At 72.6% G+C, this 24,235-nt stretch carries 25 protein-coding genes; 9 read left to right on the top strand and 16 right to left on the bottom strand.

Annotated elements, in window-relative coordinates; genetic code table 11:
* The first annotated feature begins 183 nt into the window (after positions 1-183).
* Together BR98_RS13865 and BR98_RS13860 are read left to right on the top strand one after the other, a co-directional pair.
* Positions 184-1,224, top strand: a complete 1,041-nt coding sequence (locus BR98_RS13865; protein WP_035844807.1) for a phosphatidylinositol-specific phospholipase C domain-containing protein — start codon at positions 184-186, stop codon at positions 1,222-1,224.
* 344 nt (positions 1,225-1,568) lie between these two features.
* Positions 1,569-2,873 carry an MFS transporter gene (locus BR98_RS13860; RefSeq protein ID WP_232247411.1) on the top strand — a complete coding sequence of 435 codons (1,305 nt, stop codon included), beginning with the start codon at positions 1,569-1,571 and terminating at the stop codon, positions 2,871-2,873.
* Here the strand turns inward: BR98_RS13860 and BR98_RS13855 are convergent.
* From BR98_RS13855 to BR98_RS13845, 3 genes are all read right to left on the bottom strand, one after another.
* Complete coding sequence (locus tag BR98_RS13855; RefSeq protein ID WP_035844805.1) at positions 2,848-3,240, bottom strand: nuclear transport factor 2 family protein; 393 nt, start codon at positions 3,238-3,240, stop codon at positions 2,848-2,850. The genes BR98_RS13860 and BR98_RS13855 overlap by 26 nt on opposite strands.
* Positions 3,241-3,320: 80 nt before the next feature.
* Complete coding sequence (locus BR98_RS13850; RefSeq protein ID WP_035844803.1) at positions 3,321-4,709, bottom strand: M14 family zinc carboxypeptidase; 1,389 nt, start codon at positions 4,707-4,709, stop codon at positions 3,321-3,323.
* Between the two features lie 72 nt (positions 4,710-4,781).
* Positions 4,782-5,567, bottom strand: a complete 786-nt coding sequence (locus BR98_RS13845) for a S1 family peptidase (RefSeq protein ID WP_035844801.1) — start codon at positions 5,565-5,567, stop codon at positions 4,782-4,784.
* Between the two features lie 238 nt (positions 5,568-5,805).
* Here BR98_RS13845 and BR98_RS13840 point away from each other — a divergent pair, with 238 nt between their 5' ends.
* On the top strand, positions 5,806-6,513 hold the full coding sequence (locus tag BR98_RS13840) for an NADAR family protein (RefSeq protein WP_051969745.1): 708 nt from the start codon (positions 5,806-5,808) through the stop codon (positions 6,511-6,513).
* Positions 6,514-6,559: 46 nt separating this feature from the next.
* Here the strand turns inward: BR98_RS13840 and BR98_RS13835 are convergent, their stop codons facing one another.
* On the bottom strand, positions 6,560-7,315 hold the full coding sequence (locus tag BR98_RS13835; RefSeq protein WP_051969744.1) for a DedA family protein: 756 nt from the start codon (positions 7,313-7,315) through the stop codon (positions 6,560-6,562).
* A gap of 238 nt (positions 7,316-7,553) precedes the next feature.
* Between BR98_RS13835 and BR98_RS13830 the strand changes: the two genes are divergently transcribed.
* Together BR98_RS13830 and BR98_RS13825 are read left to right on the top strand one after the other, a co-directional pair.
* Entirely contained in the window at positions 7,554-9,041 is a 1,488-nt protein-coding gene (locus tag BR98_RS13830; RefSeq protein WP_051969743.1) for an MFS transporter, read from the top strand.
* Positions 9,038-9,646 carry a TetR/AcrR family transcriptional regulator gene (locus tag BR98_RS13825; protein WP_035844799.1) on the top strand — a complete coding sequence of 203 codons (609 nt, stop codon included), beginning with the start codon at positions 9,038-9,040 and terminating at the stop codon, positions 9,644-9,646. Before BR98_RS13830 ends, BR98_RS13825 begins: the two co-directional genes overlap by 4 nt.
* Positions 9,647-9,686: 40 nt before the next feature.
* Here the strand turns inward: BR98_RS13825 and BR98_RS13820 are convergent, their stop codons facing one another.
* The 6 genes from BR98_RS13820 to BR98_RS13795 form a co-directional block, all read right to left on the bottom strand.
* Positions 9,687-10,268 (bottom strand): HdeD family acid-resistance protein, encoded by a 582-nt coding sequence (locus BR98_RS13820; protein WP_035844792.1) that lies wholly within the window; start codon positions 10,266-10,268, stop codon positions 9,687-9,689.
* Positions 10,269-10,334: 66 nt separating this feature from the next.
* Entirely contained in the window at positions 10,335-10,868 is a 534-nt protein-coding gene (locus BR98_RS13815) for a phosphatase PAP2 family protein (RefSeq protein ID WP_035844790.1), read from the bottom strand.
* 6 nt (positions 10,869-10,874) lie between these two features.
* Positions 10,875-11,159 (bottom strand): hypothetical protein, encoded by a 285-nt coding sequence (locus BR98_RS13810; RefSeq protein WP_035844788.1) that lies wholly within the window; start codon positions 11,157-11,159, stop codon positions 10,875-10,877.
* 47 nt (positions 11,160-11,206) lie between these two features.
* Positions 11,207-13,396 carry a bifunctional polysaccharide deacetylase/glycosyltransferase family 2 protein gene (locus tag BR98_RS13805; RefSeq protein ID WP_051969742.1) on the bottom strand — a complete coding sequence of 730 codons (2,190 nt, stop codon included), beginning with the start codon at positions 13,394-13,396 and terminating at the stop codon, positions 11,207-11,209.
* A 19-nt stretch (positions 13,397-13,415) separates the two neighbouring features.
* Positions 13,416-13,937, bottom strand: coding sequence for a hypothetical protein (locus tag BR98_RS36310; protein WP_051969741.1), 522 nt, complete (start codon positions 13,935-13,937; stop codon positions 13,416-13,418).
* Positions 13,938-14,262: 325 nt separating this feature from the next.
* Positions 14,263-15,390: a carboxylate-amine ligase gene (locus BR98_RS13795; protein ID WP_035844786.1), complete on the bottom strand. Its 1,128-nt coding sequence runs from the start codon at positions 15,388-15,390 to the stop codon at positions 14,263-14,265.
* Between the two features lie 182 nt (positions 15,391-15,572).
* Between BR98_RS13795 and BR98_RS13790 the strand changes: the two genes are divergently transcribed.
* A complete protein-coding gene (locus BR98_RS13790) occupies positions 15,573-16,478 on the top strand; it encodes an NADP-dependent oxidoreductase (protein WP_035844784.1) in 906 nt (301 codons plus the stop codon).
* 104 nt (positions 16,479-16,582) lie between these two features.
* Here the strand turns inward: BR98_RS13790 and BR98_RS41260 are convergent, their stop codons facing one another.
* Both BR98_RS41260 and BR98_RS41255 read right to left on the bottom strand, forming a co-directional pair.
* Complete coding sequence (locus tag BR98_RS41260) at positions 16,583-17,473, bottom strand: helix-turn-helix transcriptional regulator (protein ID WP_232247409.1); 891 nt, start codon at positions 17,471-17,473, stop codon at positions 16,583-16,585.
* Between the two features lie 118 nt (positions 17,474-17,591).
* Positions 17,592-17,984, bottom strand: a complete 393-nt coding sequence (locus tag BR98_RS41255; RefSeq protein WP_035844782.1) for a nuclear transport factor 2 family protein — start codon at positions 17,982-17,984, stop codon at positions 17,592-17,594.
* Between the two features lie 111 nt (positions 17,985-18,095).
* On the opposite strand from BR98_RS41255, the gene BR98_RS13775 reads away from it, so the two are divergent.
* Positions 18,096-18,536 (top strand): MarR family winged helix-turn-helix transcriptional regulator, encoded by a 441-nt coding sequence (locus BR98_RS13775; RefSeq protein ID WP_035852052.1) that lies wholly within the window; start codon positions 18,096-18,098, stop codon positions 18,534-18,536.
* Between the two features lie 13 nt (positions 18,537-18,549).
* Here BR98_RS13775 and BR98_RS13770 read toward each other — a convergent pair whose 3' ends face one another.
* Positions 18,550-18,783 (bottom strand): hypothetical protein, encoded by a 234-nt coding sequence (locus BR98_RS13770; RefSeq protein WP_035844774.1) that lies wholly within the window; start codon positions 18,781-18,783, stop codon positions 18,550-18,552.
* Between the two features lie 39 nt (positions 18,784-18,822).
* Positions 18,823-19,662 (bottom strand): SAM-dependent methyltransferase, encoded by an 840-nt coding sequence (locus BR98_RS13765; protein WP_083976555.1) that lies wholly within the window; start codon positions 19,660-19,662, stop codon positions 18,823-18,825.
* 278 nt (positions 19,663-19,940) lie between these two features.
* Here BR98_RS13765 and BR98_RS42555 point away from each other — a divergent pair, with 278 nt between their 5' ends.
* The gene (locus BR98_RS42555) at positions 19,941-20,060 is read left to right on the top strand and encodes a tryptorubin family RiPP precursor (protein ID WP_407639448.1); all 120 of its coding nucleotides are present in this window, start codon (positions 19,941-19,943) and stop codon (positions 20,058-20,060) included.
* 108 nt (positions 20,061-20,168) lie between these two features.
* The gene (locus tag BR98_RS13760; RefSeq protein WP_035844772.1) at positions 20,169-21,224 is read left to right on the top strand and encodes a cytochrome P450; all 1,056 of its coding nucleotides are present in this window, start codon (positions 20,169-20,171) and stop codon (positions 21,222-21,224) included.
* Positions 21,225-21,378: 154 nt separating this feature from the next.
* Here the strand turns inward: BR98_RS13760 and BR98_RS13755 are convergent, their stop codons facing one another.
* Together BR98_RS13755 and BR98_RS13750 are read right to left on the bottom strand one after the other, a co-directional pair.
* A complete protein-coding gene (locus BR98_RS13755; RefSeq protein WP_035844770.1) occupies positions 21,379-22,290 on the bottom strand; it encodes a C1 family peptidase in 912 nt (303 codons plus the stop codon).
* Positions 22,291-22,844: 554 nt separating this feature from the next.
* On the bottom strand, positions 22,845-23,951 hold the full coding sequence (locus BR98_RS13750) for a S1C family serine protease (protein ID WP_198042220.1): 1,107 nt from the start codon (positions 23,949-23,951) through the stop codon (positions 22,845-22,847).
* Between the last annotated feature and the right edge of the window lie 284 nt (positions 23,952-24,235).

Below are 24,235 nucleotides of genomic sequence, written 5' to 3'. Positions count from 1 at the left end.
CCTAGTGGTCGCGCTGGTTCTGAAGGTTTCTGATGGTGCATCAGTAACCAGATCCTGGACGCCATCGCTTGTCCGGCGGTATTTGACGTATCGACACGTGAACGCCACCCCGGCCCAGTAGCCTCACCGCGTACATGCCAGATTGGCCCAGCTCAGCGCCCCGAGCCCACACCTGGAGGTCCCATGCCCGTCCTCGCCCGCGTGGCCACCCTGCTGGCCGCCGTCGCCTGCGTGATTCCCCTGGCCGGCGGCTCGGCCGCGTCCGCCGACACCGGCGGGTTGTCGCTCGCGGGCGGCACCTCGGTGGGGATCCACAACACCTATGACGACACCAGCCAGTTCCCCTTCCTGGCGAATGCCCTGGACACCGGGGCCTCGTTGGTCGAGCTGGACACCTGGGTGGACACGATCACCCATGAGTGGAAGGTCAGCCACTCGAACCCGCTGGGCAACAAGAACAACTGCGTCGACGCCGCCACCGCCGCCGACCTCTACCGAGGCGGCGCCAACAAGGACTTGGGCAGCTGTCTGGACGACATCCGGATCTGGCTCGCGGCCCACCCGGGGCACTCGCCGATCATGGTCAAGCTGGAGATGAAGGCGGGCTTCAACGCCAACGCCGGCCTCGGCCCCACCGAGCTCGACGCACTGGTGCAGGCGCACCTCGGGACGGATGTGTACCGCCCGGCCGACCTGCTCGGCGGCTACCCGAGCCTGGATGCGGCGGCGCGGGCCGGCAACTGGCCGGCGCGCTCGGCGTTGGCCGGCAAGGTGGTGCTGGAGGTGATCCCGGGGACATTCGAGACGAGCAACCCCTTCGACCACCTGTGGACCGACACCGAGTACGCCCAGCACCTGGCCGCGCTGCAGGCGTCCGGCCGGCTCGGCCAGGCGCAGATATTCCCCTCGGTCCTCGGCGCGGCGGCCGGTGACCCGCGCACCCGCTACCCGAACGCCTCGCTGCGCCCGTGGTTCGTGGTCTTCGACGGCGACGCGCACGCGCTCGTCGACGGCGGCATCGACACCTCCTGGTACGACACCAACCACTACCTGCTGGTCATGACCGACGCGCACAACGTCAACCCGGCGCTCTCCGACACCGCGCCGAGCCAGTCCGACGCGACCGCCCGGGTGGCCCGGCTCGCCGCCGCGCACGCCTCGTTCGTCTCCTGCGACTGGACCGGCCTGCCGAGCGCGCTGAGCGAGCAACTCGCACGCGGGTGAGGAAGACCGGCGGTGGGCCGGGCCAGGAACCAGGCCAGGAACGGGGCCCGACCCACCGCCGGCCGGATCACGGGTAGCTGACCAGGCGTCGTCCGCGAAGCCCGAAAAGTCCCAGGATCGACGCCTTCACTGACGCGGCGTCACACCAGTTCCAACGGCCCGTGCCGGCGCGTTCGTTCCCGAACCGGATGTGACCTTTCCCCTGCCGCCGCGCCCTTCTCGCTGCGCTGCCCGCGACCCCATACTCCGAGGTCGGCAGTTGTGGTGAGCTGCCGAATCCCTTGAGTGAACGGTGGTCCGAGGTTTTGGAAACGGCGACAGCAACCGTCCCCACGCAGTCCTGGTTGGTCTCGCGGGGAATCCTGCTGGCACGGGGGCCGCGGCGCACGCTCGCGGCCGCGAGTTTCGTCAACATGGTGGGCAGCGGCGTCTTCATGCTCAGCGCGGCGCTCTTCTACACCCGCTCGGTGGGGTTGTCGGTGGCGCAGGTCGGGCTCGGGCTGGGGATCGGCGGCCTGGTCGGGCTGCTCTCCGGGATCCCGGTGGGGCGGCTGGCGGACCGGCGCGGTCCGCGCGAGGTCTACCGGCTGACCCTGATCGTGCAGGCCGCGGCCATGGCGGCGATGGTGCTGGTGCACTCGTTCTGGCTGTTCGTGACGGTGGTCTGCCTCACCGAGCTGGCGGGGTCGGCCAGCCAGGCGGCGCGCGGGCCGCTGGTGCGCGGGCTCGCGGGCGAGAAGCCCGCGCGGTTCCGGGCCTACCTGCGGGCGGCCGTCAACCTGGCCGCCAGCATCGGGGCGGGACTCGCCGCGCTGGTCGTCCAACTGGACACGCATGCCGCGTACCTGTGCCTGGTGCTGGGCAACGCACTGAGCTTCGTGGCGACCGCGGTGATCGTCAGCAGGCTGCCCTCGCTGCCGCCCCTCCCGGTGCCGTCGGGGACCGGGCGGTGGGTCGCGCTCAAGGACCGCCCCTATCTGGTGGTCACCGCGCTGGACGGTGTCATGTCGCTGCAGGGCGATGTGCAGCTGTTCGCGGTGCCGCTGTGGATCGTCGGACACACCGCCGCGCCGCGCTGGTTCGTCGGGACCAGCGCGCTGGCCAGCACGTTCATGGTGGTGGCCCTGCAGGTGCGGGCGAGCCGTGGGATCGACGGCAACGCCGCCGCCGCGCGGGCCTGGCGCCGGTCCGGCTGGGCGTTCCTGGCCGGCATGACGCTGATCGGCCTGACGGCCGGTCTGCCCGGGTGGGCGGCCGCCCTGCTGATCGCGGTCGGGGTCGGCGTCCACACGATCGGCGAAATCCTGCAGGCCGTCGGCTCGTTCGAGCTGCGCTACAACCTCGCGCCGGCCCACGCCCAGGGCCAGTACTCGGGCGTCTTCGGCTTCGGCAGGGGACTGGCGGGAGTGGCGGCCCCCTCCCTGCTGGGCTTCCTCTGCATCACCTGGGGCGCGCCCGGCTGGTTCCTGCTGGGCGGGATCTTCCTCGCGGTCGGGCAGCTGATCCCGCCCGTCGTGCGGTGGGCCGAGCGGGCGTCCATCCTTGCGGCCGAGCGGGCGTCCGCCCTTTCGGCCGAGCGGGCGTCCGCCGCCGAGGCGCAGCGGGCGGCCCTGCCCGAGCCGGTCAGTGGCCCGCAGCCTCAGCGGTGATCCGCTCGAACTGGGCATTCATCGCCTCGGCGAGGGCCTGCGCGCCGGAGAGCGGCCGGACCATCACGGTGAACTCGTCGATCCTGCCCGCCTCGTCGAAGTGCAGGAAGTCGCAGCCGTTGACCTCCCGACCACCGACGGTGGCGGTGAACACCAACGCATGGTCGCGCCCGTCCGCCCCGACGATCTCCCGGACGTACCGGAAGTCCTCGAAGACGCGCAGCGCCCCGCCGAGGATCGCAGCGGTGATCGCCTTGCCCGCGTACGGCCGGTAGACGACCGGGCTGGTGAAGACCACGTCGTCGGCGAGCAGGTCGGTGATGGCGGCGTGGTCGCGGGCTTCGACCGCCGCGCGGAAGGGGTGCATCAGGGGGACTCCTCTGCAACGAGTTGACTCATTGCGTCGGAGGCTACCGCGCGAGGGCCGGGCAGGCCGTAGGGCAGGCCCTAACCGGTGGTCCGGTACGGCGCGGCCGCGTGGGCTGCCGCGTACAGCAGGGCCGGCTTCATCTTGGGCCAGAAGTAGTCGTCCTGGCAGGCGTACGGCGGCATGAAGCCGTCGCAGCCGCGGTTGTCGCTGTCGCCGACCTCGATGGTGAAGGCGGCGGTGCCGAGCTTGTCGTAGACCCAGTCGTCGGTGCCGCCGGCGGCGTCGTAGAGGATCTCGCCGGCCTGTCCCGACTGGTAGCCGGTGATCGAGCCGAGCCGGCCGGCCATGGACCGCAGAGCGGCGTCGTTGCCGGTGTGCACGGTGTGGTCATGGGCCCAGGGGAAGATCACCATGCCGGCGTCGCTGTGCATGGTGATCATCAGGCCGCGGGTGTCGACGGGAGCCGGGTCGCTGTCAGCGGAGCCCCGCACCGCCGGGTAGAGCTCGCGGAACAGCCCCTCCAGGGCGGTGTTCTCGGCCTCGGAGTCGACCTGCGGACCGAGGTAGACCTCCGAGCACGGGTCGCCGGAGGTCCCGCTGGAGCCCCAGTGGCTGGCCGTGTTGCGATTGAGGTCGACCCCGAGCTGCCCGCCGGCGTCGCATGAACTGCCGTTGCTGTCATCGGCGTTCTTGCGCTGCGGGTTGGGGTTGTCGCCGCCCTGCTGGACGATGTCGACGCCGTCGGGGTTGGCGATCGGCACCACCCACAGCTCGGTGGAGTCCAGCAGCGCGGTGACCTCCTGGTCGGTGCCGTAGTTGCCGGTCAGGTAGTCGATCCAGCGCCAGGAGATCTCGCCGGTGCTGAGTTCGCGCGCGTGGATCTGGCTCATCAGGAAGAACCGCGGCTTGGCCGAGTTCGGGTCCCGCCGGCAGTCGCCCTGGGTCATCCTGGTGATGCAGATCGCCTTCAGGTCGTAGCCGTTCGGCTGCCCGGTCTGCTTGCGCCAGGACTGCCCGTAGGTCACCACCGTGGCCAGGTCGGCGTGCTGGGAAGCGACCTGATCCAGGTGCGCGTACTGGGAGTTGACGGTGTGGTAGCCGCCGTCGTAGGTGTCGCCCGGTGCGGCCGCGGCGAGCGGCTGGGCGGGTGAGCGTGCGGGCAGCGCCTGCTGCACCGAGGGCCGGAAGCCGGCCAGCCGCAGCCGCAGCTGCGTGTCGCCGTCGCCGAGCACCAACAGGTCCGCGCCCTGGCGGTGTTCCAGGACGTCGAAGCCCCCGGCGAGCAACCTCTGGGCGTCCTGCGGCGTCCGGGTGGTGATCCGGTAGACGAACATCCGCTGGCCTGCGGGCTGTTGCGCGGTGGGGGTACGTGACTGGGCCGCCGCCTGGGGCAGGGCGGGCAAGGTGATTGCGGCAAGGGCGGCGATCGCGCCTGCGGCGAGGGCGGTCAAGCGTTTCCTGGACATGGGCTGCCTCAAGGGTGGGGGTGGGCCGGGGCCGCCTCCTGAGGAGGCGGCCCCGGTGGTGGTGGGGGACGGTCAGCCGGCCATGGCGTTCTGGATGAACTCCTTGTACGCGGTCACGTTGGTGTATATCGACGGGTCGGCGGCGCAGCGGGAGCCGCCGCCGCTGCGGCTGGTGGCGCCGATCAGTCGCCACTCGCCGTTGACCTGGGTGATCGCGGGGCCGCCGGAGTCGCCGTAGCAGGCGCCCTGGTTGCTGCCGTCGGGGCCCTGGGGGCTGTTGACGCACAGTTCGGTGCCGGGGTCGTAGCCGTTGCCGCAGCCGGCGCCGACGAGTGCGGTGTCGAGCTCCTTGAGCTGGTCCGGGCCGTTGTCGCCACCGGGCTGCGGGGTCTCCTGTCCCCAGCCGAGCAGGCGGGTGGCGCTGCCGACCTCGGCGCTGTCGGCGATGGCGATGGGGATGGCCCGGACGGGCTGCGCGAGTTGGATCAGGGCGATGTCGTTGGTGGTGTTGTAGTCGGGGTGGGCGACGATCCTGCTGACGTTGCCGGTCTCGCCGCCGGCCGCGCGGTCGGCGGACCCGACTCGGACGGTGTACTCGTCGGCGGTGTGGCCCTCGACGCAGTGTGCGGCGGTGACTGCCCAGTTCGCCGAGATCAGCGAGGCACCGCAGTAGTGCTGGCCGCCGAGCTGCAGCGACACCATGAAGGAGTAGCTCTGGGAGGCGCTGCCGCCACCCACGATGTGCGGGCCGGCGCTGGGGCCGGCGTTGGCGGAGGCGATGGCCGACGGCGCGGCCAGCACGAGGGCGGCCGCCGCAGCGGTCGCGGCCAGGGTCTTGGGCAGGGCGAGGCTCTTCAAGGCATGTCCTTTCGGGCGGTGGGGCACCGCGAGGAGATGTCAGGGACCTGCCACGCGAGAGAGGGGGCTCCCGCGCACTGGAGGTCGTTCGACAACCGTGCCGCCACAAGGTAGTTGACGGACACCCGCCGTCCGACGGGGAAGGCACCGCCGATCGATGGCTTCGGCTCCCGGAGGCGGAGTGGTACCGCGCGAAAACGAGTCGGCAGATCGCCTGGTCATCGCTACCGTGTGCGCCATGTCAGGGAATCGACGGACCTTCAGGCAGACCGACGGCGAGCAGATCCCCGGGCTGAAGGTCCTGGCGGCCGGTCCTGGGGAGCGCGTGCTCGGCAGCGACAGCATGGTCACCGAGGCGATGCACCAGAGCACGCTGGACTACTTCACGGAGCGTCAGAGGCACGTGGAGGGCCGGGCGAGCAGGGTTCCCGCCGACGGGCCCGAGACCTCCCGCAGCAGCTCGATCGAGCTGCACCACGTCTACCGCCCCAAGGGCTCACCCGCCGAGGCCGGGGTCCTGGCGCTGCGCAACGAGTATCCGGCGCCGCTGCTGGTCGACGGCGTCCGGTACCCGACCGTCGCCCACGCCTACTGGGCGCTCTCCACCACCGACCCGGAGCAGCGGGCCGCGATCCGCGCGGCCGAGGACATCTTCGTGGCGCGTCGGGCCGCCGAGCAGGCACCGCGCCGCCCCGGCTGGGAGCAGGGTCGCACCGCGGTGATGGCCCGGCTGCTGCGGGCCAAGTTCGCCCAGCATCCCGAGCTGGCGCCGGTCCTGACGGCCACCGGCGACGCCGCGCTGCGCTACACCGACGCCGACTCCCCGCAGTTCTGGGGACAGAGCGGCGCTCAGGGGCGCAACTGGATGGGCCGGCTGCTGGAACTCGTTCGCGCCGAGCTGGCGGCGGACGCCCACGGGCTCACTGACGGAGCGCTGGTTGACTGAATGCTGGTTGAGTGAGCGCTTGCTCAGCTAGACCCTGCTGACGTCCCTAGACCCTGCTGGCGTCCTTGGTGCGCCCGTGCCCGTGCTCGGCCGACGGTTTCACGGGCGCCCGCCGACTGCCCGGGCAGGTCCGGGTGACGGTGCGCTGGTGCGCCCGAGCCGGGACGGGGGCGGGCGTCGGAGCGGCTTCGCCGGCGGCCGCCGCGTTCCGCCGTCGGCGCAGCCGCAGCACCCCCACCGCCAGCAGCGCCACCGCGCCGGCCGCGATCGCGCCCGCGAGGCCCACCGTGCGCAGCAGCCCGGCCGCCGAGGCGCCCAGGAAGTACCCGAGGGCGACGTTGAGCACGCCCCAGCTCACCGAGGCGGCGGCGCTGTACCCGAGGAACGCCCGGTACGGCATCCGCGCCGCGCCCGCCGTGAAGGGGACGAAGGAGCGGACGAAGCCGATGAACCGCGCGGTGAAGACGGCGGGACCGCCGCGCCGGCGCAGGTAACCCGTGGCCCGGTCGACCCGGCCGCCCGGTCTGATCCGCCGCCGCTGCTTCCCGGTGGCCACCCGCCGCCCGAACAGCCGCCCCAGCGCGTAGCCGGTGCTGTCGCCCACGATGCCGCCGAGGATCACCGCGACGGCCAGCAGCACCGGATTGAGCGCGCCGTGACTGGACAGCGCGGCGGCGAAGAGGATGACCGTCTCGCTGGGCAGCACCAGGCCGACGAAGGCACTCGTCTCACCCGCCGTCAGGACGAAGACCAGGGCGTAGGACCACATCCCGGCAGCCGCCACCAGCGCGGTGAGGTTCACGGCGGCCCCCAGCGGTTCGAGGCGACGGACGGGTGGACGGACAGGCGGATCCGGCGGACGGACAGGCAGGCGGATCGCGTGGCAGACGGGCAGCGGGCTGCTCGGGCCGAAGATCCCCAGGCTCCTCCAACGGCGAACACCGCGACCGGACCGTCCATTCCGCCACCACCCTTCACTTGCGCCGTCCGACTATGTCATCATCTGAAGACATCGTCTGATGACAAGCGAGGGGAAGCCCATGGACGCGCCGCGCACCCCCTGGCGGGACCGGGCCCTGGTGCCCGTACTGGTTTTCCTCGGCACCGTGGTGGCGGTGATCAGCAGTCTCGGCGCCCCGCTGGTCCCGACCATCGCCGCGGTCGACCACGTCACGCTCTCCGACGCACAGTGGTCGCTGACCGTCACCATGCTGGTCGGCGCCGTCGCCACTCCGGTGATGGGACAGCTGGGCGACGGACCCCGGCGGCGCCCGGTGGTGCTCGGCGCGACCGCCGTCGTGGTGCTCGGCAGCGTGCTGGCCGCGCTGCCGCTCGGCTTCGGCTTCCTGGTCGCCGGGCGGGCGCTGCAGGGCGTCGGCCTCGGCCTGACACCGCTGGCGATCGCCGCCGCGCGGGACAGCCTGCCCGCCGACCGCTCGCGCTCGGCCGTCGCACTGCTCTCCATCACCACCGTGGCAGGCGTCGGCCTCGGCTACCCGCTGACCGGCCTGATCGCCCAGTCCTTCGGCATCCACGCCGGCTTCTGGTTCGGTGCCCTGATCAGCGCCCTCGGGCTGCTCTGCGCCGCCCTGGTGCTGCCCGCCACCACCGACCGCGAGGCCCGTCCGCTGGACGCGCTCGGCGCCGTACTGATCGGCCTGGCCGTCGCCGGACTGCTGCTGGTGCTCAGCGAAGGGGCGAACTGGGGCTGGACGACGCCCCGCCTGTGGGCCCTGGCCGGGCTCTCCGTGCTGCTGCTGGCCTGGTGGGTGCGGCACGAGCTGCGCACCCCGCACCCGCTGGTCGACCTGCGCACGCTGCGCAACCGGGTGGTGCTGACCGCCGACGTCACCGGGCTGGTCGCGGGTGTCGCGATGTACCTGCTGATGTCGCTGGTCACCCGCTACGTGCAGACCCCCACCGCGGCCGGCTACGGCTTCGGCGCCTCGGTGGTCGTCGCGGGCCTGACGCTGCTGCCGTTCTCCGTCCTCAGCGTGCTCTCCAGCAAGGTGGTCCCGGTGGTCGCCCGGCGGACCTCGACCGCGATGGTGCTGACCCTGGGCTGCGGCGTCTCGCTGGCCTCGATGCTGGTCTTCCTGCTCGCCCACGACCAGCTGTGGCAGGTGCTGGTGGTGATGGGGATCGCCGGGCTCGGCGTCGGCTGCACCTTCGCGGTGATGCCCGGACTGATCGTCAACTCGGTACCGGCCCACGAGGTCGGCAGCGCGGTCAGCTTCAACCAGGTGCTGCGCTACATCGGTTACTCCACCGGCAGCGCCCTGTGCGGTGCGGTGCTGCAGGCGCACACCGCCACCGGCCACCGGCTGCCGAGCGCCGACGGCTACCGGACGGCGACGCTGATCGGGTGCGCGGTCTGGGTGGTGATCGGGGTGGTTACCATCGTGCTGCCACGGCGCGCCGCCGCGGCAGCCGGCGGCAGCAGCATGGACGAGGAGCTGATGGTGCAGGAGAGCATCGCCGACATCGCGCCGGGCGAGGACGAGCTGCCGCAGAAGGTGGAGTCTTGACCGATCCGGGCACACCCCCCACGGCCCGCCGCCGGGACGCCGCACGCAGCCGCGAACTGCTGGTCCAGGCGGCCGTCGAGCTCTTCGCCGACCGCGGCTTCGACCGCACCACCACCCGGGAGATCGGCGAACGCGCCGGCGTGGACCCGGCGCTGATCGCCCGGTACTTCGGCGGCAAGACCCAGCTCTACCTGGTCGCGGTGCGCACCGAGCAGGGTGAGACGCCGCCGGCCGACCTGCTGGACGAGGACCGGCTGCGCTGGCTGCTCACCCGCCTCGCCAGGCGCGGCCCCGGACCCTCCTTCCAGGCGGCCGTGCTGCCCGGCGACAACTCCGAGGTCCAGCAGGCCGCCCGGGCCCACCTGCGGGAACGCCTGGTCGACCCGCTGCGCGACCGGTTCGCCGCCGAGGGCGCCGACCGGCCGCAGCTGCGCGCCGAACTGGCCGCCGCAGCCTTCGCCGGGGTGATCCTGGCCCGCTCCGGCGGTGCCTTCGGCGAGCTGGCGGCGGTGGACTCGGAGGAGCTGCTGCCACTGCTGCAGGACCTGCTCAGCAGCATGCTCGCTCCGTCGAGCGATTCGGCCGGCGATTCGGACAGCGGCTGAGGTGCTCGTCGGGCCAGGTGCTCGTCGGGCCGGGTGCTCGTCAGGCCAACTGCTTGGCGCGTGAGCGCAGCGCGATCGCGTGGCCGATCTCGACCAGGCCGATCAGCACCAGCCAGATGCCCGCCATCACGGCCAGCGCGAAGATCGAGTTGAACGGGTCGACCAGCAGGATCACCCCGGCCACCGCGGTGACGACGCCGAGGAAGATCAGCCAGCCGCGGCCGGGTGTCCCGCTGGGCAGCTCGAGCGAGGACACCGTGCCGGTGACACCGCGGAAGAGCCAGCCGATGCCGATCCAGAGCGAGAGCAGCAGCAACGACTGGTAGGGGCCGCGGAAGCAGAGCAGGCCCACCAGCAGCGAGAGCGCGCCGCTGATGAAGCCGAGCACGCGCAGCCCGGTGGTGAGGTGCACGGTGCTGGCCAGCACGATCTGCAGGATGCCGCTGAGCACCAGGTACACGCCGAAGAGCACACCGATCACCTGCAGGGTGCGGTCCGGCCAGGCCAGTACCACCACGCCCAGCGCCAGCGCGATCAGCCCGGCAGCCAGCGCGGTGTGCCAGCCGAACCGGGCCAGGGCGGCCAGCGGGCTCGGCTCGGTTCCGTTCGGAGGAAGCGTCATACCGCCAGCCTCAAGGCCGCGCACGGCCGTCGCACCCGTGGTACGCCGACCGGGTGAGCGGCTGCCTCAGCGGTACCGGCGGACTCCCGCCAGTACCGCCCCCGCACAGGCGACGCCGAGCGCCGCGCCCGCCAGCACGTCACCCGGGTAGTGCACGCCGGTGTGCACCCGCGAGTACCCGACCCCGCCGGCCAGCAGGGTCAGCGGCACGGCGGCCCAGCGCAGCTGTGAGCCGACCGCGGTGGCGAAGGCGAAGGCGGCGGCGGTGTGACCGGACGGGAAGGAGGCCGAGGCGGGCATCGGCACGTGCCGACTGGCCGGAACCGCGGCCGCCTCCCGATCCGGGCGCGGGCGGCGCACCAGGGTCTTGCCGAGCTGGTTGGCGGTCAGCGAGGCGGTGCCGAGCGCCGCCACCCCGAGCAGCGCGGCCCGGCGCGGCCGGCCGGGGCGCAGCGCGAGCAGGCCCGCCACGGTGAAGGAGATCCGGGAGCGGTTGGCCGCGACGGACAGCCGCCGCAGCCCCCCGTCCAGGCCGGGGGTGGCGGTGGCGGCGACGGCCGCGTACAGCGCCCGGTCAAGGGCGAGCAGACTGCTGCGCATCGTGCCCTAGACCAGCGCGGCCCCGCCGCCGGCCCGGACGGCCTCGACGGCGTTCTGGTGCAGGACCCGGGCGGCCCGCTCCTCGGTCACGTCGATCGGGCTGCCCTGCAGGGTGAACCAGTCCTGGGCGTCGGTGTACTGCACGGTGAGGATGGCCTCGGTGCCCGTCCAGGTGGTGTGCACGCTGAGGTCGCCGGTCAGGCACGCCCCTTCGACGGTCTGGACCCCGCCGGGCCCGGAGCGCACGTTCTTGGTCGTCCAGGTGGCCCAGTCAGCCGGTTCGTCAGCCATGGCGCTGTCTCCAGTTCGGTCGGACCGCTACTCATTGTGACAACCTGTCACATGCTAGCCGTAGTGCTTGTCTGCTGCCCACCGGGGTCGGTCAGGCGCGCCGTGCTGCCGTAGCGCTCCATCCGCTGCCAGCGCAGCCGCGAGCCGGCCAGCGCCGTGCAGACCGACTGGATCACCACCAGGTACATCAGCTGTCGGTAGACGAACTGCTGCAGCGGCAGGGTCCACAGCGCTCCCGGCTTCTCGTTGTCGAGTCGGAAGGCGTACCAGCCCATCAGCAGCTGGACCAGAAGGAAGGCGCTCCACAGGCCGATGATCCGGACCGGATCGAGGAAGACCAGGCCGTACAGCGCGAAGACGTCCACCACCGGGGCGAGCAGCGGCAGCAGCACCTGGAAGAGCAGCAGGTAGCCGAGGCCGCGGCGGCCGAGCTTGCCCGCCGCCCCGCGCTGCACCAGGGCGCCGCGGTGCTTCCACATCGCCTGCAGGGTGCCGTAGCACCAGCGGTAGCGCTGGCGCCAGAGCGCGCCGAGCGAGGCGGGCGCCTCGGTCCAGGCCTTGGCGCGCTCCTCGTAGACCACCCGCCAGCCGTCGCGGCACAGCGCCATGGTGAGGTCGGTGTCCTCGGCCAGCGTCTGGTCGCTGACCCCGCCGACGCCCAGCAGCGCGGAGCGGCGGAAACCCCCGACGGCGCCGGGCACGGTGGGCATGCACTCGGCCAGGTCGAAGAGCCGGCGGTCCAGGTTGAAGCCGACCACGTACTCGATGTGCTGCCAGCGGCCGAGCAGGCCGCCCCGGTTGGCCACCTTGGCGTTGCCGGAGACGGCGCCCACCCGCGGGTCGGCGAAGGGCTGCACCAGCATCCGCACCGCGTCCGGCTCGAAGACCGTGTCGCCGTCCACCATCACCAGCAGCTCGCAGGTGGCGGCGGCGATGCCGGTGTTGAGGGCGGCCGGCTTGCCCGCGTTGGCCTGGCGGATCACTCGGACCCAGGGCGGGAAGCGCAGCGACTCGACCAGCTCGGCGGTGCCGTCGGTGGAGCCGTCGTCCACCACGATGATCTCCACCGGATGGTCGGAGGCGAGCAGCGAGCGCACCGCCGCCTCGATCCCGGCCACCTCGTTGTAGGCCGGGACGATCACGCTGACCGGCTGGGTCACCGGTGGGCCCCACGGCTCGTCCGCGTACTTCTTGTGCCGGCGGGCGGCGACCAGCACGGCGACCGCGCGCAGCAGGGCGATCCCGCCGGCGGCGTAGAGCAGCCAGCCGAGGATCTTGAGCGCCCAGTCGCTGAGCTGGAGCACCGCGACCAGGGCAAGGCCCTGCCAGTGGTCCTGGGCGGTGGCGGGGTGGACCGGCGCGGGCAGGCCGACCGCGTCGGCGACGGTGGCGAAGTGGTAGCCGGCGGCCTGCAGCCGGGGCAGCAGCTGCTCCAGGGCGGCCACGGTCTGCGAGCGGTCGCCGCCCGCGTCGTGCATCAGCAGGATCTGGCCCTGGTGGCCGGTCGGGGTGGCGTTGGCCAGGATCCGGTCCACCCCGGGGCGGCGCCAGTCCTCGCTGTCCTGCGTGGTCAGCACGGTCAGGTAGCCGTCCCGACCGGCCTGCTGGACGGCCTGCCAGTCGTGGTCGGTGAGCGCGTCGCTGGTGGAGGAGTACGGCGGGCGCAGCAGCGAGGTGGTGCGTCCGGTCGCGCCGGCCACCGCGAGCTGCGCCTCGCGCAGTTCCAGCGAGCGCTGCCAGGCGGGCAGCGAGCCGAGGTTGGGGTGGCTGAAGGTGTGGATGCCCAGCTGGTTGCCCTCGTCCAGGATCCGGCGGGTCAGCGAGGGGTTGGCGGCCACCTGGGAGCCGATCACGAAGAAGGTGGCCGGCACGTGGTGGCGGCGCAGCAGGTCCAGCACCTGCGGGGTCCAGGTCGGGTCCGGGCCGTCGTCGAAGGTCAGCGCGATGGTGTCGGCCTTCGGGGCGGCGGTGCGCGGAGCGGATCCGGCGCCGGTGCCCGGGTCGATCACCGGCCCGCCGGTCGAGACGTCGGCGGGAACGGCGTCGTGCGGGCCCAGGGAGAGCGCCGCGCCGTCGGGCGAGCCGCCGTAGAGGTGCTGGGTGTAGCCCTGGAGCAGCAGCGCGGCGGCCAGCGTCAGCACGGTGACGGTGAGCAGCAGCCAGTGGGTGCGCAGCGGCACGGTCCTGACACTGCCGTGCCGGCCACGGGTACGGGCACGGCGGCGGCGTTGCGACATCGGGGGTTATCTCCGCTGGTCAGGACCTGGTCAGGGGTGCGGGTGGTGGCTGGGTGACGGGTGCGGGTGATTCGGCGTCGGGCTGGGTGCCGGGCTGGGCGGTGCGGAGGACGCGGGCGGGGTCACGCCGGGTGTCGGTGACTGGGCGGCGGACGGGGCGGCGCTCGGCCTGGCGGCGACGGGTGCGGCCTGCGGGCGGGCCGCTGGTGCGGCCGAGGCGGAGTCGGTGGGCGGGTCCGCCGGGGCGCTGGGCGGGCGGCTGCGGCCGGGACGGCGGTGCGCTGGTCGGCGGCGGGGCGGGCAGCGGGAGCAGCGGGGAGTGCACCGTCGGGCCGCCGAGCGCCGAGCTGATCAGTAGCGCGACGTACCCGGCCGCGGGGATCGCCAGCAGCCGACCGGCTCGACGCACCCGGCGCTGGCGGCGGCCGCTGGCGTCGACGAAGACCGGCGCCTGGTCGTCGAGCGCGGGGACAGGCGGCTGTGGGAGGTCGAGCGCGTCGGCGAGGTCCACGCGGTCGAACTCGATGGTGTCGTCGGTCACGGAGACGTTCCTGCTCGCTGGTGTGAGGTGGTGTCGGACCCAGGTAGGGCCGGCCACGGCCGGTGACAGCCCGAGGCCCTACCTGGGCCCCGTGCAGCCGACCCCAGCTGCACCGGGCCCAGGGGGCGTCGCGGGTCGGGCGGGCCAGGGAAACCCGCCTACCCGTGGAGCCGGCAGCCGATCTCTGCACAGTCAAAGCTGCCGGCGATCCGGTCAGATGGCGTGCCCGGGGAAGCCGCCACCTGTCCGGAGCCCTTGGGTGCTCCATCCAATCGGTACAGCGGCGGGCGGTCCGGAAGTGTCACACCTTCCGGGAAAATATTTTTCAGCCCGCCAGCGCCGGGCGTTCGATGCCCGCGGTGAGCCTCGCCAGCTGGTCCACCACCCGGTGCAGGGAGCCGGTGCGGGCCAGCACGGCGCGCTGGGTCTGGGCGCCGGTGCGGCCGCTGAGCAGGGGAGCGGTGAGGGTGCGCGCGAGGTCGAGGTCACCGGCGGCGGCCAGGCCGGGAGCGGCGCGGTCGAGCAGGGCGCAGAGCAGCCGGGGCATCGGAAGTTCGGTGCCGGTGAGCGGGTCGACGCCGGTGGCGGCCAGACCGGAGCGGGCGGCCCGCCGGTGCGCCTCGCGCAGCGCGGGCGGGCGGACCGGTGGGGCGGGCAGGCCGGCCCGGGCCTCGCCCAGCAGGACCCGGGCCAGCGCGCGGATCAGCACGGCGAGCAGCACCGTGACGTCCAGGTCCGCGTTGACGTCGGCGATCCGCACCTCCAGGGTCGGCAGGTGCTCGGACGGGCGGGCGTACCAGTAGATGCCCCGGCGGTCGACCACCCGGCCGCTGGCGACCAGCTGCTCGGCGGCGCGCTCGTAGCCGGCTGCGTCCAGCAGCGGGGGCGGGCCGACCAGTGGCCAGCGGCTGTACCGGGCGGCCCGGCAGCTGGCCAGGCCCACGTCCTGGCCCTCGAAGAACGGCGAGTTGGTGGCGATCGCCTGCAGCACGGGCAGCCAGGGGCGCAGCCGGTTGCTCACCGCGATGGCCTCGGCGCGGGTCAGGTCGCCGACGTGGATGTGGCAGCCGCAGACCTCGCCGCCCAGCTGGTCCGCCACCGCCGCGCCGAGCAGCTGGGCGATGCGGTGGTAGCGCGGGTGGTCGGTGACCGGCAGCGGGTGGCGGCTGGGCAGCACCGCCGTGCCGGTGGCCACCAGCCGGCAGCCCGCCCGGGTGGCGGCCGCCGCCAGCGCCGTGCGGACGGTCAGCAGCTCCTCGCGCAGCGCCTCGGCGGTCCAGACCGGGCGGGTGCAGGCCTCCACCTGGGTGCGGTAGAACTCGGCCTGCGCGCGTTCGCCCAGCTCGCGCGCCGCGTCCGCGAGCACCTGTGGTGCGCGCGGCGCGGTCGTGCCGGTGACCGGGTCGACCAGGAGGTACTCCTCCTCGGCGCCGAACCGCAGCGGCTCGTCCATGGGGTCTCCAGGCAGGCGAGGGGAAAGGGGGGTCCGCTCCCCAGGGAAGCACTCGAGGCCCGTCGATGCACCCGCCCGCCGACCGGCGACACGCGCCCGCCCGGCCGGCCCGGGTTGCGGCGTGTCGGGCCGCCGCTGGGTGAGGCTGGCCGCAGGACTTCCGACAGCGGCTGGAGAGCAGCATGTTCGCAGTGACCTTCGCGCGGTACGGCGACCCCTCGGTGCTGGAGGTGACCGAGCTGCCAGAGCCGCACGCGGGGCCGGGGCAGGTACGGATCGCGGTGCGCACGGCAGCGGTGAACCCCTTCGACTGCAAGGTCAGGGCCGGCTACATGAAGGACTTCGTGCCGATTGACTTCCCGTCAGTTCCCGGCCTGGAGGCGGCCGGTGTGGTCGACGAGGTGGGCGAGGGGGTGACCGGGGTGAGCGTCGGGGACCAGGTCTTCGGTCTCGGCCGCGCGACCTGGGCGCAGTACGCCGTGCTCGACCATGTCGCGGCCAAGCCCGCCGTCCTCGGCTGGCCGGAGGTCGGCGGACTCGCGGTGGCGGCCGAGACGGCGCAGCGCTCGCTGGACGCGCTCGGGGCCGGCCCCGGGCAGACCCTGCTGATCGACGGCGCGGCCGGCGGTGTGGGCAGCGCCGCCGCGCAGTTCGCCCGGGCGGCCGGGCTCACCGTGATCGGCACCGCGAGCGAGGCCAACCACGCGTACCTGCGCACGCTGGGCGTCCTGCCGACGCTGTACGGCTCCGGACTGGCCGGGCGGGTGGCCGAACTGGCGCCGAACGGCGTCGATCTGGCGCTCGACACGGCGGGCAAGGGGTCGGTGCCGGACCTGGTGGCGATCACCGGTTCGCCGGACGCGGTGCTGTCCATCGCCGACTTCAACGCGGGCCGGCACGGGGTGCGGACCACCAGCCAGGCCTCGGCCTTCGGCGCCCTGGCGAAGGCGGCGAGCCTCGCGGAGGCGGGGGAGTTCACGCTGCGGGTGGACTCGGTGTACCCGCTGGAAGGGGCGGCTCGGGCGCACCAGCGCAGCGAGAGCGGGCATCCGGCGGGGAAGGTGGTGCTGTCGGTGCGCGAGGAGTAGCGGGTCGGGGGCTCCGCCGGCGGGAGGACGCCCGGAGCGGCGGCCGCCGGCCATGGGGGTGCCGGCGGCCGCCACGCGCTGGTGGGCGCACCCTGACAAGCAAGCTACGCAGGCCGGCCGGGCTCGGCGATGGACCGGACTCTTGGAACGTGGTGAATCCCGCCGGCCGCCCGGCGGAACTCGCCCGGGCTCGCCCCGGTCTCCCGCCGGAAGAAGCGGCAGAAGTACGCGGCGTCGGCGAACCCGACCTGAGTAGCTATCTGACGGATCGTCAAATCGGTGCCGACGATGAGGCGTTTGGCCTCCAGAGTCTGTTGCTCGCGGAGCAGCTGACCGGGTGTGCGGCCGGTCGCCCGCTTCACCGCGGTGTGCAGATGACCCGCCGAGACGCCCAACTCCCGGGCCAGCGACAGCACCGAGCGATCCCTGGTGCCCGGCAATGCGGCCAGCCGGGTGAACCGGGCGGCCAGGTCGCCGCCCCGGTCGGCACCCGCCCCGCGCGGTAGTCGGGCGCCGTGCGCGCGCAGCGCCCAGACCAGCAGGATGTGCAGTCCGGCGGTCAGGACGCTGACGAACCCGGGGCCCGCGTCCCGGTACTCCTCCTGCATCGCGGCGAGCAGGGCGCCGAACCGGGCGGCCTGACCCGGCTGGAGGTCGCGCCAGGGCCCGGCGGCGAGCGCGTGCAGTGCCTCGACGTCCTCGGGGTGGGGGAGCAGGAAATCCTCGTTGAAGATCAGCACCCAGCCGCCGAGGTCGACGGCGTCCTCCCAGTGGTGCACCTGGCCGGGAGTGATCACGAACAGGTGCGGCGGGGCGAGCGGGTACCGGGTCAGGTCCACCACGTGGGCGCCGCGCCCGCTGGTGACCAGGGCGATCTCGTAGAAGCTGTGGCGGTGCGGGAACGGTGCTCGGGCGAGCGGGCCGAGGGTGTCGAAGGAGCCGATCGAGAAGGACAGCGCGCCGGGTGCGGGGACGCGTAGTTCGTGCAGCTCCATCGGATGCCGGCTACGTGGGGGTCGGGTGTCGGTCATGGCAGCTTGCTGCCCAACTCCCGTAGCCGTCACCCGCAAAAGCACCGGCCTGGGCCTGCCTGCGCGCAGTCCCGGCGAGGAGTCAGCGTGCGCTGCCGAGGTCCCGGTCGGCCGCGCCGCCGGCGAGCAGCAGGGTGGTCTCCTCGATCCGGCGGAAGCGGCCGTCCGGGGCGAACTCGCCGAACAGGTACACCTCCATCCGTACCGTGGCGCCGTCGGTCTTGGTGACCTCGACGGTGTGCCGGTCGGCGTACCGGGTGCCGTCGGTGAACTCCTCGTGCACCTCGACGGAGCCGGTGGCGACGACGGTGCGCAGGTGGGCGATGTGCTGCAGGAAGGCCGCGCGGTCGTCCCAGCGGCCGTCGGTGCGCTGGCGGTAGTCGGGGGCGAAGTGCCGGTCGGCGGCCTGCTGGAGGTCGAGGCCGGGGGTGAGGAGCAGGTCGGTGAGGGCGGTGGCGATGTCGGTTCTGGGCATGGTGGCTCCTTCTGGCGAAAATGCGTGCGCTGCGCACGCTTCGCCGAGCAGCCTAACGCATTTGCGTGCGCTGCGCACGCTATCGTTGGGTCCATGGACGAGATGAACGAGATGAACGACAAGGTGGGATTCGAGATCGCCGACGCGCTCGGCCTGCTGCTCAAGCGCGGCACCCGGGCGCAGCTGTACCGCGAGCTCACCGAGGGCCTCGCGGTGGACGAGCTGACCTACCCCGTGCTCAGCGGCCTGGCCAGGACCGGGCCGCGCAGCGCGGCCGAGCTGGCCGCCGAGGTCGGACTGGACCGCTCCGGAGTGACCCGGCGCGCCTCGCAGCTGGAGGCGGCCGGCCTGGTCCGCCGGGAGGCCGACCCCGCGGACCGGCGGGCCACGCTGCTGCTGCTCACCGAGGAGGGCGAGCAGGTGGTGGCCCGGCTGCGGCACCGGCTGGCGGGGATCATCGCGGGGTCGCTGACGTCCTGGGAGCCGGGCGAAGCGGAGTTGTTCGCGCGCCAGTTGACGCGGTTCGTCAGCCAGGGGCCGTTCCGGGCCTGACGGGGCGTGCCGTTCACGCCTCCCCGGGGTGCCAGGCGGGCCACTCCCACGGGTGGTCCGCCCAGTGGACCTGGTCGGGGTCGTCCAGGTCGATGGTGGGGAAGAAGCGAGTGGCCTCGGCCTTGAACTCCTGCTGGTCCACCGGCTCCGTGCCGTGGCCCTTGAAGCGGACCAGGCGGTAGCGGCTGTCGGAGTCGAAGGCGGCGACCTCGATCAGCGGGTCGGGCTGGTTGCTGTTGGTGTCCATGCAGCCAGGGTGCTCCCGAGGCAGGCGAAGCGCACCCGATCAGAACGGCTTGCGTGCCACGGCGGCCCAGTAGTACGCGGCCTGCGGGTCGGCGGGCGGCTCGCCGTCGGGCCGCCAGGCCATCACCGGGACGATGCCCGGCTCCAGCAGCTCCCAGTCGGCCAGGAAGCGCCCCACCTCGGCCTTGGTACGGGGGACCAGGGTGATCCGGCCCTCGTCCTCGGCGTTGACCACCGCGCCCACCGCCCGAGGGTCGAAGTCCGCGGTGACGTGGCTGACCGCGACGCAGCTGCCGGGCGGCAGGGCGTCGAGCAACTCGGCGACGTGCAGCCACGGCTCGTCCGCGTCGGCGACCAGCATCAGCACGCCCAGCAGCATCAGCCCGACCGGCTGTTCCAGGTCGAGGGTCTCGCGCAGTGCGGGGTGGTCCAGGATCGACCGGGGCTCGCGCAGGTCGGCGTGGATGTAGGCGGTGCGGCCGACCGCGGTGCTGCTCAGCAGGGCGTTGGCGTGCGCCAGCACGATCGGGTCGTTGTCGACGTACAGCACCCGGGCGGCCGGGTTGGCGAGTTGGGCGACCTCGTGGGTGTTGCCCTTGGTGGGGATGCCGGTGCCGACGTCCAGGAACTGGCTGATCCCGTGCGCCTGGATCAGGTGCCGGACGGCCCGGCCGAGGAAACGCCGGTTCTCCCAGGCCATGGTGCGGATGGTGGGTATCAACTCCTCGACGGCGGCGCCGAGTCGGCGGTCGGCGGCGAAGTTGGTCATGCCGCCGAGCCAGTAGTCGTACATCCGGGCGGAGTGCGCGACGGTGGTGTCGATCGGCGGGGGCTCAACCATCTCGTCCTCGCCCGGCTGAGCCCACTCGTTGTGCACCATTCGCGTCCTCCCCACGGAATTTCGATCACCCTACCGTGTTCGAACGCTGACCGTGGGTCAAGGGGCGGATGCCTACATGAGTCGCTGTGCGGGGTGGCCTCGCCGAGCAGCTGTGCAACGTACCGGAGGTGGTTCCGGGTTCAGTGAACGGTGAGAACTGCCGAAAACGGATCTTCCTTCGCGCCTTTTCGGACACCTGTGAGTTGTCCGGCCAATAGCACCGGCACGGCCATTGACGGCACCCGGTGCATGGGCTTCACTCAACCCATCAGCGCTGAATGGTCGAATTCACCGAGAAATACGAAAGGGGTGCACAGATGAAGGTCCTCTTTGCGATCCGCGATGCCGTTCGTGGCCAGCAGAGCCTGAAGGCTCACGCCTGGTACCACTGGTACTAAACCCTCGGGGCCGTCCCCGTCCTTCGGACGGGGACGATTCCCCGGGCCATTCTCGAAGCCCCCGGAAATCTCCCCCCAAAGACCTCGGAAAGACCTCGGAGACCCGACATGCCGATTTCTGCCGGTCCGCGTGCTCGGACCACCGTGTTCGCGCCGCGGCTCGCCGCCCTGCTGCGGGACCACCTGGGCCAGGACGTCTTCCGTCTGGAGTCCGACACCATCGGGGTCGCCGGACCCGAGGTCGCCGACCGGATCCTCGCCGCCCGCCGGGCCACCGAGACCGAGCGGCCCACGTTCAAGCCGCTGCACGGGCGGTCGATCTCCCGCAACGAGGCCTCCTCGGTGATGCGGACCATCGGCGGGGACGTGCGCGAGGCGCTCAAGCGGCCGCTGCCGGCCGAGGTCGACCTCGCCGGGCCGTGGCCGATCACCGGCCACATGTTCCTGCGGGACCTCATCCTCGGCAAGGACCCGTATCGGCTGCGGATGCTGATGAGCCGTAACCTCGAACTGACGCCCAAACTCACCTGGTCGGTGATCGTGGCGGGCGCCGCACTGCCCGGTCGGCCGAAACCGGGGGACGACCTGACCGGCACAGCCGGGATGCTGGCCGATGCCAAGACCTATCAGGACCGGCGCTATGCGATGGGCATGTACCGGCGGGCCGCCGCCCCGGTCTGCTTCACCGTCTCCACGCTGGTCGCGAATGCGCTCTGGCTCGGTGCGCCGTTCGACGGCAGCACGCCGAACCGCGACATCATCCACGAGTCGCTGCGGCTGCTGCCCCCCTCCTGGAACATCCTGCGCTACGCCTCCCCCGAGTACCCCGAGATCGACCGGCGGATCGGCCCCGGCGACGACGTCCTGCTGCTGCCGCTGCTCTCGCACCGCAACCCGGCCCTGTGGGAGGACCCCGAGGAGTTCCGGCCTGAGCGCTGGGACTCCCTCGACCCCGAGACCGCCCCCGGCTACCTGCCCTTCGGCCACTCCTCCGAGCGCTGCTGGGGCCGGCACATGGTGATGCCGCTCGCCGAACTGCTGCTCGACCAGGTGCGCGGCGCCGGCCTGGTGGTCGACCCGGAGCAGCAGCGGGCGCGGGTGCCGCTGGTCGGCCTGCTCGGCGTCGAGGAAGTCCGACTGGTCAAGCCGCGCGGCGCCCGCTGAACGCAGTGACCTTCGGACGACCGCCCCGGTCGGCGCGAACGTTGCACCATCGACTGGGCTTCCCGGCCGTGCAGCGCCTCGGGCCGGCCCGAGACGCTGCACGGCGCGGACCGGGTGGCCGTCCTGGCGGACGGGCACCTGGTCGAACGGTGTGTCAGGCGAGCTTGCCCATCGCGTGGGCCTCGTCGACCACGCCCGCGTCGAAGAAGCTCCACGGGAGGTTGGCGAAGCCGCCGTTGCCCCAGTTGCCGGTGCCCCAGCTGTTCTCGATCGTCACGCCCTGGTCGTTGTACGCCACGATGGTGATCTCGTGGCCGCCCACGACCGGGTCGCTGCTGGTGTCGCCGGGCATGTAGCTGTAGTCCGACGCGGTCTGGGAGTTGAGGTCCATGAAGCTCTGCTGGACCGTGAAGCCGATCGGCACCGGCTCGCCCCGGGAGATGGCGTTCTCGATCGCGGTGCGGGCCGCGCTGCCGCTGGTGGGCAGCGCCACGAAGCCCGAGAGCTTGTAGTTGGCCGCGTTCGCGGTCTCGTTGGCGTCCGGCTGGGTGGTGTAGTCGGTGGTGCCCTGCCAGTAGTCGGACTGGGTGTCGATGCCCTGCTGCTGCTCCATCGGCAGCGCGACGCTGGCGTAGGTGCCGTTGTCGTTGCCCTGGGCGATCTGTGAGTAGATGTACATGGGAGCCATCGGCGCGCCGCTGATGCCCTGCTCGTTCATCAGGATGCCGTAGCCGGTGTAGCCGGTCGCCCAGGTGACGCAGGAGCCGACCTGGCCCTGGTCGCCGGGGGAGAGTGCGTACTGGGTCAGGTCCGCGCTGGCCGGCGCCGCGCCGGAGCGGGCGAACGGCGCGATCGTGTTCAGGTCCTGGGCGGTGGCCGCGGCGGGGCGCAGCGCGTGGTGGGCCTTGAGCGCGTTCAGGTCGAGGCCGGTGGCGAAGTGCTTGTGGTGCACGTGGTGCCCGGCCGGCCGCGCGTCGGGGGTCGCCGCGGTGGCGGTGCCGGCCAGGGTGAGGCAGGACGACAGCGCCAGGGTGCTGGCGATGCCGATCGCTATACGGGAACGCATGGATGAGCTCCTTGTGGGGGTCGCCGACTGCTGGGGGCGGCCGGCATGCCGTGCCGCACCGCTTGTGCCGGCGGCCCGGTACGGAGAGCGAAAAGTGGGGGTCGCCCCGGTTGACGCGACATCAGCCGGAGCGCTGCTCACCGTAGGGGCGCGGAGCTGTACATGTCATGGGCAGAACATGACAATGGCGGGAAGTGGACAGGATTCTCCCAGGGAATTGACAGCTGACTCACAGGAAGCCAGGTTCCGGTTCTGCGTGCCCGCCCGCCCACCGTCAGTGACGGACGGTCAGCCCGGATGATGACGGTCGGTCAATCCTCGGCGGGAGCTTGATCGCGGCCGTCTCGGGGTGTGCGACCACACCAGGGCCGAACGGCTCCAGGCCTGGACGGACTGCGCCAACCTCGCCGAGCAGCGAGCGTTGGAGAAGGCGGGCTTCGTCAGGGAGGGCGTGCTGCGCTCCGCGCAGTGCGGTGGCACGATCAGGTCATCTTCTCGATGCTGCGCGCGGAGCGCTCCGGCGGCGAACCGAGGTGAACGCGGCTGTCCGGGGCTCAGCCGGCGGGTCCGCTGATCAGGGTGACGGTGGCGCTGTGCGATGCGCCGGCGGCGTCGGTCCACTGGACGGTCACCCGGGAGCCGACGCTGTGACTCGCCATGATCGTGGTGAGCGCCGCCGGGGTGTCGACCGCCTGGCCGTCGACGGCGGTGATCTCGTCGCCCTCGGCGAGCCCCGCCTGTGCGGCCGGCGAGCCGGTGATCACGCCCGCGACCGGTGCGCCCGTGCCGGAGTCGGTGCCCGAGGTCGTCGCGACCTCCACCCCGAGGAAGGCGGTCGGCCCGATGTGGACGTCCGTGCCGGCCTGGCCCGCCATGATCTGACGGGCCACCGGCAGCGCCGTGTTGATCGGGATCGCGAACCCCTGCGAGGTTGCCTGCTGCGGCCCGCTCACGCTGGTGTCGGCTCCGGCTGTGTCGATGCCGATCACGGCGCCGGTGGCGTCGACCAGTGAGCCGCCCGAGTCGCCGGCCTGCACGTCTGCGTCCACTTCGATCATCCCGGTGAGCCGCTCGGACGTGCCGGTGCCGGGGTCGCTCGCGGTGACGGACTGGTCTAGGGCAGTCACGTTGCCGGTGGCCGTGGTCGGGGTGCCGGTCCCGCCGGCGTTGCCGATCGCGGTCACCGCGTCGCCGACCGCCACCTTCGAGGAGTCGCCCAGCTTGGCGGTCGCCAGTCCGGAGGCGTTCTTCAGTTGCAGGACCGCCAGGTCGCGGGCCTGGTCGTAGCCGACCACGGTCGCCGTGTAGGTGCGGCCGTTCCCGATGTCGGTCGCGGAGACCGATGTGGCGCCCTCGATCACGTGGTTGTTCGTGAGGATCTCACCGTTCGAGCTGAGCACGATCCCGGTGCCGGCGGCGCCGGTGCCCTGGTAGCCGAGGGTGGTGTTGATGATCACCAGCGTCGGATCGACCTTGGCGGACACATCCGTGGCTCCGGTGACGCCGCCGCCGCTGGACGGGACGAACGGTGCGGCGGGGTTGGACGGTGCCGGAGGCGACTGTGGCTGCCAGAACGCGCGGCCGACGCCGATCCCTGCAGCCACGGCCACCACCGCCAGCGGCACCAGGTACCAGCGAGCCCGGCGGCGGCGAGGCGGCACCGGAGCGGGACCGTAGCCGGGAGGCGTCGGGCCTGGCGGGTACGGGGGCATCGGCGGTGGGCCCCAACCGCTGGGCGGACCGACGTGAGCGCCGTTGCCTGAGCTGCCTGAGCTGCCTGAGCCGCCGGAGGGGACCGGGGTCCCGGATTCCTGATTCCCGCTCATGACATCCCCACTAGTGGTTCGTGTCGAAAAGCTGACGGAAACCGCCCTGGTCCTGGCCTGCGGGGCGGCCTTCAGCTCCATGATGCGCGGTGATCGGTACGGTCCACGTAAGCCCTGGA

The organism is Kitasatospora azatica KCTC 9699, from assembly GCF_000744785.1.
Lineage (GTDB): Bacteria > Actinomycetota > Actinomycetes > Streptomycetales > Streptomycetaceae > Kitasatospora > Kitasatospora azatica.
Note: the sequence above shows the minus strand (reverse complement) of the source record. Positions and strands in the feature narration are given on the sequence as shown.

Bases quoted from the DNA above. Each gene is read 5' to 3' on its own strand.
- BR98_RS13805 (WP_051969742.1), bottom strand. From the start codon at position 13,396: ATGTCGCAACGCCGCCGCCGTGCCCGTACCCGTGGCCGGCACGGCAGT.
- BR98_RS13840 (WP_051969745.1), top strand. From the start codon at position 5,806: ATGTCAGGGAATCGACGGACCTTCAGGCAGACCGACGGCGAGCAGATC.
- BR98_RS41260 (WP_232247409.1), bottom strand. From the start codon at position 17,473: ATGGAGCTGCACGAACTACGCGTCCCCGCACCCGGCGCGCTGTCCTTC.
- BR98_RS13830 (WP_051969743.1), top strand. From the start codon at position 7,554: ATGGACGCGCCGCGCACCCCCTGGCGGGACCGGGCCCTGGTGCCCGTA.
- BR98_RS13765 (WP_083976555.1), bottom strand. From the start codon at position 19,662: ATGGTGCACAACGAGTGGGCTCAGCCGGGCGAGGACGAGATGGTTGAG.
- BR98_RS13775 (WP_035852052.1), top strand. From the start codon at position 18,096: ATGAACGACAAGGTGGGATTCGAGATCGCCGACGCGCTCGGCCTGCTG.
- BR98_RS13810 (WP_035844788.1), bottom strand. From the start codon at position 11,159: ATGGCTGACGAACCGGCTGACTGGGCCACCTGGACGACCAAGAACGTG.
- BR98_RS13820 (WP_035844792.1), bottom strand. From the start codon at position 10,268: ATGACGCTTCCTCCGAACGGAACCGAGCCGAGCCCGCTGGCCGCCCTG.
- BR98_RS13760 (WP_035844772.1), top strand. From the start codon at position 20,169: ATGCCGATTTCTGCCGGTCCGCGTGCTCGGACCACCGTGTTCGCGCCG.
- BR98_RS13855 (WP_035844805.1), bottom strand. From the start codon at position 3,240: ATGCACCCCTTCCGCGCGGCGGTCGAAGCCCGCGACCACGCCGCCATC.
- BR98_RS13790 (WP_035844784.1), top strand. From the start codon at position 15,573: ATGTTCGCAGTGACCTTCGCGCGGTACGGCGACCCCTCGGTGCTGGAG.
- BR98_RS13770 (WP_035844774.1), bottom strand. From the start codon at position 18,783: ATGGACACCAACAGCAACCAGCCCGACCCGCTGATCGAGGTCGCCGCC.
- BR98_RS13755 (WP_035844770.1), bottom strand. From the start codon at position 22,290: ATGCGTTCCCGTATAGCGATCGGCATCGCCAGCACCCTGGCGCTGTCG.
- BR98_RS13850 (WP_035844803.1), bottom strand. From the start codon at position 4,709: ATGTCCAGGAAACGCTTGACCGCCCTCGCCGCAGGCGCGATCGCCGCC.
- BR98_RS13815 (WP_035844790.1), bottom strand. From the start codon at position 10,868: ATGCGCAGCAGTCTGCTCGCCCTTGACCGGGCGCTGTACGCGGCCGTC.
- BR98_RS13865 (WP_035844807.1), top strand. From the start codon at position 184: ATGCCCGTCCTCGCCCGCGTGGCCACCCTGCTGGCCGCCGTCGCCTGC.
- BR98_RS41255 (WP_035844782.1), bottom strand. From the start codon at position 17,984: ATGCCCAGAACCGACATCGCCACCGCCCTCACCGACCTGCTCCTCACC.
- BR98_RS42555 (WP_407639448.1), top strand. From the start codon at position 19,941: ATGGTCGAATTCACCGAGAAATACGAAAGGGGTGCACAGATGAAGGTC.
- BR98_RS13795 (WP_035844786.1), bottom strand. From the start codon at position 15,390: ATGGACGAGCCGCTGCGGTTCGGCGCCGAGGAGGAGTACCTCCTGGTC.